The sequence below is a fragment of the Peribacillus sp. NPDC096379 genome (assembly GCF_044762875.1).
GTDB lineage: Bacteria > Bacillota > Bacilli > Bacillales > DSM-1321 > Peribacillus.
This window is the reverse complement of the sequence record NZ_JBIWFD010000018.1, coordinates 1-1575: the sequence shown is the minus strand read 5'-3', so window position 1 is coordinate 1575 and position 1575 is coordinate 1. Positions and strand designations below refer to the sequence as shown.

1 rRNA gene is annotated in these 1575 nt (G+C 53.7%); it reads left to right on the top strand.

Annotated features, from left to right (window positions below):
- Positions 1-18 precede the first annotated feature (18 nt).
- Positions 19-1568 (top strand): 16S ribosomal RNA (locus ACIQZI_RS24250).
- Positions 1569-1575: the final 7 nt, after the last annotated feature.

Below are 1575 nucleotides of genomic sequence, written 5' to 3'. Positions count from 1 at the left end.
AATGAGCAAGTCAAACACTTTTTGGAGAGTTTGATCCTGGCTCAGGACGAACGCTGGCGGCGTGCCTAATACATGCAAGTCGAGCGAATGATAGGGAGCTTGCTCCCTTGATTTAGCGGCGGACGGGTGAGTAACACGTGGGCAACCTACCTGTAAGACTGGGATAACTTCGGGAAACCGGAGCTAATACCGGATAATTTCTTTTCTCGCATGAGAAGAGATGGAAAGACGGTTTCGGCTGTCACTTACAGATGGGCCCGCGGCGCATTAGCTAGTTGGTGAGGTAATGGCTCACCAAGGCCACGATGCGTAGCCGACCTGAGAGGGTGATCGGCCACACTGGGACTGAGACACGGCCCAGACTCCTACGGGAGGCAGCAGTAGGGAATCTTCCGCAATGGACGAAAGTCTGACGGAGCAACGCCGCGTGAACGAAGAAGGCCTTCGGGTCGTAAAGTTCTGTTGTTAGGGAAGAACAAGTACCAGAGTAACTGCTGGTACCTTGACGGTACCTAACCAGAAAGCCACGGCTAACTACGTGCCAGCAGCCGCGGTAATACGTAGGTGGCAAGCGTTGTCCGGAATTATTGGGCGTAAAGCGCGCGCAGGTGGTTCCTTAAGTCTGATGTGAAAGCCCACGGCTCAACCGTGGAGGGTCATTGGAAACTGGGGAACTTGAGTGCAGAAGAGGAAAGTGGAATTCCAAGTGTAGCGGTGAAATGCGTAGAGATTTGGAGGAACACCAGTGGCGAAGGCGACTTTCTGGTCTGTAACTGACACTGAGGCGCGAAAGCGTGGGGAGCGAACAGGATTAGATACCCTGGTAGTCCACGCCGTAAACGATGAGTGCTAAGTGTTAGAGGGTTTCCGCCCTTTAGTGCTGCAGCTAACGCATTAAGCACTCCGCCTGGGGAGTACGGCCGCAAGGCTGAAACTCAAAGGAATTGACGGGGGCCCGCACAAGCGGTGGAGCATGTGGTTTAATTCGAAGCAACGCGAAGAACCTTACCAGGTCTTGACATCCTTTTGCCCTCCCTAGAGATAGGGACTTCCCTTCGGGGACAAAAGTGACAGGTGGTGCATGGTTGTCGTCAGCTCGTGTCGTGAGATGTTGGGTTAAGTCCCGCAACGAGCGCAACCCTTGATCTTAGTTGCCAGCATTTAGTTGGGCACTCTAAGGTGACTGCCGGTGACAAACCGGAGGAAGGTGGGGATGACGTCAAATCATCATGCCCCTTATGACCTGGGCTACACACGTGCTACAATGGATGGTACAAAGAGCTGCAAACCCGCGAGGGTAAGCGAATCTCATAAAGCCATTCTCAGTTCGGATTGTAGGCTGCAACTCGCCTACATGAAGCCGGAATCGCTAGTAATCGTGGATCAGCATGCCACGGTGAATACGTTCCCGGGCCTTGTACACACCGCCCGTCACACCACGAGAGTTTGTAACACCCGAAGTCGGTGAGGTAACCGCAAGGAGCCAGCCGCCTAAGGTGGGACAGATGATTGGGGTGAAGTCGTAACAAGGTAGCCGTATCGGAAGGTGCGGCTGGATCACCTCCTTTCTAAGGA